3 protein-coding genes and 3 pseudogenes are annotated in these 5,053 nt (G+C 62.5%); 2 read left to right on the top strand and 4 right to left on the bottom strand.

Features of this window, described 5'->3' with window-relative positions; genetic code table 11:
- Positions 1-328: 328 nt before the first annotated feature.
- Positions 329-586 (top strand): phage tail protein, encoded by a 258-nt coding sequence (locus tag IPG14_RS10730; RefSeq protein ID WP_343391809.1) that lies wholly within the window; start codon positions 329-331, stop codon positions 584-586.
- A 448-nt stretch (positions 587-1,034) separates the two neighbouring features.
- Here IPG14_RS10730 and IPG14_RS10725 read toward each other — a convergent pair.
- Positions 1,035-1,795, bottom strand: a pseudogene (locus tag IPG14_RS10725) (IS5 family transposase).
- 252 nt (positions 1,796-2,047) lie between these two features.
- Between IPG14_RS10725 and IPG14_RS10720 the strand changes: the two are divergent.
- Positions 2,048-3,319 carry an IS256 family transposase gene (locus tag IPG14_RS10720; protein WP_343391808.1) on the top strand — a complete coding sequence of 424 codons (1,272 nt, stop codon included), beginning with the start codon at positions 2,048-2,050 and terminating at the stop codon, positions 3,317-3,319.
- Between the two features lie 72 nt (positions 3,320-3,391).
- Here the strand turns inward: IPG14_RS10720 and IPG14_RS10715 are convergent.
- From IPG14_RS10715 to IPG14_RS10705, 3 genes and pseudogenes are all read right to left on the bottom strand, one after another.
- Positions 3,392-3,659 (bottom strand): annotated as a pseudogene (locus tag IPG14_RS10715) (glutamine synthetase); the annotation flags it as partial.
- Between the two features lie 105 nt (positions 3,660-3,764).
- Positions 3,765-3,884: pseudogene (locus IPG14_RS10710) on the bottom strand (P-loop NTPase); the annotation flags it as partial.
- A 141-nt stretch (positions 3,885-4,025) separates the two neighbouring features.
- Entirely contained in the window at positions 4,026-4,982 is a 957-nt protein-coding gene (locus tag IPG14_RS10705) for an IS5 family transposase (protein ID WP_343391807.1), read from the bottom strand.
- Between the last annotated feature and the right edge of the window lie 71 nt (positions 4,983-5,053).

Raw genomic sequence — 5,053 nt, 5'->3', positions numbered from 1 at the left:
TAGTGGGGCTTCGGGAAGCTTTCTGCCATCACAGACTCCCTCCCAAGGTTCGCTGGTGGGCTTCAGCTCCCGGCCAGACGCGTCATCCCTGTGTCTCGAGATCATGGCGAGCCTGCGTGATGCTGATCGGAAGCGCGTCCTTGAGCTTTCGGCGGCGACAGCGGCCGGTGCCTTGGGGCGAGAAGCGTCTCCGCTCTGCCTGCGGCACAGGTGGCGCAGGGCCGTGCGGGCCTGGTGGAACCCAGTCCGGGATCGATCGGCTTCTGGGCCGCGCTGGCGGGCAAGCAGCTCGGCCGTCGCGATCTGCGTGCGGGGATTTCTTGGCGCGATGGCATCGTCGAGCCTGACCAGCCGCCGCTGGTCTTCAGGCAAGCCGGGGCTGGCAGTGCCGCCCGAGGAAGCCGAGCGTCGCTGCCGCCGCGCGCTGATGGAAGCTTGGACGGGTCGGGAAAGCGCGGCCTTCCGGCTGCCGCCATCGCGGCTGGCGCTCGACCCGGCCGATGTCATCACGCTCGCCCATGACGGCTTTGTGGTCCATCCCGGCTGCGGCTCATCTCGATTACCGGATAATGACGCGCGGCATTGAGGCCGTCTCGTCAAGACCGGAGGCCTACGACCTGCCGCCCGGCGCGCCGCGAGGCCTCGGCGCTGCCGCAGGCGGTCGTCTTCGCGGATTTGGGGTCGGTCCCTCCCTGACCTGCCGCAGCTGTATGTCGAGACGGACTACTGATCAACTGACTTGCTCTCGACCTATCGCGTCTCCTCGTCCCAGGCAAAGGGCGGGCCGTCATGGCCGAGATCGCGGGCGAAGGGGCAAGGCCTGTGCGAGGTGTAGGTGAGTTCCAGCACCTTGGGGGTGATGAAGGCGAGGCGGGGTTCGGTGTAGAAGTCGGGGAGAATGCCGGAAACTGCTTAACGTAAAAATAGTTGAGGTTTAACCTCCCGCCTTCGGCGCGCAAAAAATCGAAAGGCATAGCTTCTCCCACTAATTCTGCAATTAGACAGTGCTCTTTTCACAAGCGCTTTTGTCTAGGTCATGTTGACAAATGGCGAAGCCAGAGGCGGATGGACGTTATGTCGATGAAACCGAGGAAGCTTTCGGCGGTTTTGTCGTAGCGGGTGGCGACGCGCCGAGCGTTTTTCAGCTTGTTGAAGCACCGCTCTACGAGGTTGCGCAGCCGGTAGAGTGTGCGGTCTACGGCGATACGCAGCTTTCGGGACTTTCGCATCGGGATCACCGGCACGACGTTGCGCGCCTCCATGGTTTTGCGAACATTGTCAGAGTCATAGCCGCGATCCGCCAGCAGGACACAGGGCTCCGGCAGGTTGTCGTCCATGACCAGATCGAAGCCAAGATAGTCTGACGTCTGACCCGGCGTGATCTCCGACCTCATGGGCAGGCCCGCACCGTTGACGCGGAGGTGGATCTTGGTCGTGAAGCCACCCCTTGAGCGGCCGAAACCCTGTCGCGGAGCCCCCCTTTTGCGCCCGCTGCCTGATGATGGGCGCGGATTACAGTGCTGTCGATCATCTGCAGGGCGTCGGGGACCAGTCTGCTCTCGTTCAATGCGTCCATGATCTGCTCCCATAGCCCCGCTAGGGTCCAGCGCCGGAACTGACGGTAGACGGAGGACCACTTGCCGAACTCCTCGGGCAGGTCGCGCCAGGGCGAGCCCGTCCGGGCAATCCAGAAAATCCCATCCAGAACAAGTCTATGGTTCGAAGGTTTGCGCCCGTTCAGAGCGCGGATCGCCAGGATGAAGCGCTCATGAAACGCCCACTCATCATCGGACATCAAGTCTCGTGCCAAGCTGATCTCCATCGCAGACACCAGCTTGAATCACGTTCAACGGCCCGCGTGAATCCCTTTTGTCAACACGGCCTACACAGACCTTGACCCCCAGCATGAACCGAAATCCATAATCAGAGGTGGCCCACTTCGGGTGGAAACTGGCTCACTTCTGGGTGAAATCGGTTTGAGTTTGAGGGAAGGCGTATCGTGGCGGGTGTCGAAGCCTGCCAGAACCTCCAGAGGAGCGATACGCCTATGACAGACGATACCACGATCATCCCCTTCCGCCAGCCTGGTTCGGTCATTGACCCGCTGACCGAGATCGCTCGTGATGGCGCGCGGCGCATGTTGATGGCGGCGTTGAAAGCGGAGGCCGACGGCTTTGTCGCCAGGTTTTCCGAAGACCTGCTTGCCGATGGCCGCCAACGCGTTGTTCGGCATGGTGCCGGGCCTGAACGGGTGATCCAGACCGGGATTGGCCCGATCGAGGTCAGGCGTCAGAAAGTGCGCGACCGGGCGACGGACCTGCCGGTCGAAGCGAAGATCCGCTTCGCCTCCAATATCCTGCCGAAATGGGCGCGTCGCTCGAAAAGCCTCGATGCCCTATTGCCGGCGCTTTACCTGCGCGGCGTCTCCACCGGCGATTTCCAGGAAGCGCTGTCTGCCATCCTTGGTGCGGACGCGCCGAACCTGTCGCCCGGCGTGATCGCGCGCCTCACCGCCGGTTGGCAGGAGGAATACGACCGATGGCAGGGCCGTGATCTCTCGGCGCGGCGCTACGTCTACATTTGGGCGGATGGGGTTTACCTGCAGGCGCGGATGGAACCTGAGGCTGAATGTATCCTGGTGATCATCGGGGCAACGCCGGAGGGCAGGAAGGAACTGCTCGGCTTCCATGTCGGGATCCGCGAAAGCGCGCAGAGCTGGCGGGAGTTGCTGATCGATATCAAGGCCCGCGGGCTGGCCATCGCCCCCGAGGTGGCTGTCGGCGACGGGGCACTGGGGTTCTGGAAGGCGATCGACGAAGTATTTCCCGGCACCCGTCACCAGCGCTGCTGGTTCCACAAGATATCCAATGTTCTCAACAAGTTCCCGAAGTCCATGGCCCCGGCCGTCACCTCCGACCTGCAAGATATCCATCATGCTGAAACGAAGGCAGCGGCTCTGGCCGCCATCAAGGTATTCACGGAAAAATACGGGGTCAAATACGCCCCCGCCGTCGCCTGCCTGGCCAAGGACGCCGAGACCATGCTGACCTTCTTCCACTGCCCGGCCGAACACTGGGATCACCTGCGCACCTCCAACCCCGTCGAAAGCGTGTTTGCCACCGTCCGCCACCGAACCGTGCGCACCAAGGGCGCTCTGTCACAAAAGACCGTAAAGCTGATGGTCTTCACCCTAGTGCAAGCAGCATCAAGGACATGGCGACGCCTCAACGGCGCAAATCAGTTGCCACGCGTCATCGAAGGCGTCAAATTCACCGACGGGGTCGCCAAAACCGATCCCGCCAAAATCAGCGCCGCTTGATCAGGCCGCGTCACCCAAATTCAAGCATAGCTCTGCCGGTCACGTGCGCGGGCGGAGTTCCACGGCCGCACCGATCCCGTCCAGCGCGGAAGCGAGAACTGCGGCGATAACCAGATAAGGATTTGCATCCGCTCCCGAAACGCGATGTTCGATTCGGCGGGCGGTATTGGGACCACCTGGACTCGCAGCGCGGCGGTTCTGTTTCGTAACCCCATGTAGCTGTCGTCGGCGCGAGGCTGTCCGGGCAGAGTCGGCGATAGGAATTGGCGTGTGGCGCGAAGATGGCAGTGCAATCGGGCATTGCCGTGATCAGGCCTGCTACCGCGTGGCGCAATACAGAGCCGTTGCGGCGGACCACCGTTATGAACGGGGTTCTTACCGTCGGCATCAGTCACGGTCACAACAGGTACGCCCAACCCCCCGCAATAGCCCTTCGCCGCCTGATGAAAATATGGGTGACATCGCCACAGGACGGACAGGTAAAGCCGCTCATGTTTTCGATCACGCCAATGATCGGCACCTTGACCTGTTCCATCATCCGCAGACCACGCCGCGCAATCTTAAGGAACGTCTGATCAACGCGTTCGGCTGCGCCGTGATGGCCGCTTGATTGGCTTGGCGGGCGCGAGACGGGTATCTGGCGTTTTTCTTCATGGCTTCAGGCCCGCCGCTGGGGCGGTCTGGCGGATTTCGGGCAGGCTCGTCCTCATGCCATCAACCGCCGTCGCATCAGGAACAGGTTGCCGAGAGCGAACAGCGTGAAGAGCTGGGCGCGGTTCTTGGCGAGGCCGCGGTAGCGGGTCTTCACATGGCCGAACTGGCGCTTGATGACGCGGAACGGGTGCTCGACCTTGGCCCGCACCATCGCGATGATGCGGTTGGCCTGTTCGTCGAGGGGATGCAGCATGCCACCCTTGGGGGCCTTGCGCATGACGCCCCAAGCCTTGCCCGACCCCTTGAACGCTTCCTCGCGCTCGGCGCTGACATAGCCCTTGTCGGCCCAGACCGAGGTTTCCTCGCCGTGCAGCAAGGCGTCCCAGACCTGGCTGTCGTGCAACTTGGCCGTCGAGGTCTCCAGGCTGTGGGTCACGCCGCTGTCGGCATCCACGCCGATGTGCGCCTTCATGCCGAAATACCAGTCGTTGCCCTTCTTCGTCGACGACATCTCGGGGTCGCGCGCGCCCGCCTTGTTCTTCGTCGAGGACGGCGCATCAATGATTGTCGCATCGACCAGCGTGCCCGAGCGCAGGGTGATACCCTTGTCAGACAGGTGTGCGTTCACATCGGCGAAGATCGCCTCGGTCAGCCCGTGCCACTCCAGCAGATGGCGGAAGTTCAGGATGGTGGTCTCGTCGGGTATGCGGTCATCGCCCAGTTCGATCCCGGCGAACCGCCGCATCGCCTCGCTGTCATACAGCGTCTCTTCGGCCATCGGATCGCTCAGCGCATACCAGTTCTGCAGGAAGTATACCCGAAGCATCGTTTCCAGCGGCATCGGTGGCCGCCCGCCCTTCGCCCCAGCCTTTGGATAGTGCGGCGCGATCAGCGCCAGCAGACGCCCCCACGGCACCACCGCATCCATCTCCGCCAGGAACAGTTCCCGCCGCGTCTGCTTCTTCTTCATCGCATCGCGAAGACCGGGAAAGGCGGGCTGCTTCGGCATCGGCGGGGCTCCTTGCAAGGTTGCCCAAGTCTACCAGATCATGCCGAAAGTGGCAGGTTTTTCAGACGTTC

Origin of the sequence: Candidatus Amarobacter glycogenicus (assembly GCF_016704105.1) — a bacterium.
Taxonomy (GTDB): domain Bacteria; phylum Chloroflexota; class Dehalococcoidia; order Tepidiformales; family Tepidiformaceae; genus Amarobacter; species Amarobacter glycogenicus.
Note: the sequence above shows the minus strand (reverse complement) of the source record. Positions and strands in the feature narration are given on the sequence as shown.

Excerpts from the sequence above, each read along its gene's own strand:
- IPG14_RS10730 (WP_343391809.1), top strand. The coding sequence starts at position 329 with ATGGCATCGTCGAGCCTGACCAGCCGCCGCTGGTCTTCAGGCAAGCCG.
- IPG14_RS10720 (WP_343391808.1), top strand. The coding sequence starts at position 2,048 with ATGACAGACGATACCACGATCATCCCCTTCCGCCAGCCTGGTTCGGTC.
- IPG14_RS10705 (WP_343391807.1), bottom strand. The coding sequence starts at position 4,982 with ATGCCGAAGCAGCCCGCCTTTCCCGGTCTTCGCGATGCGATGAAGAAG.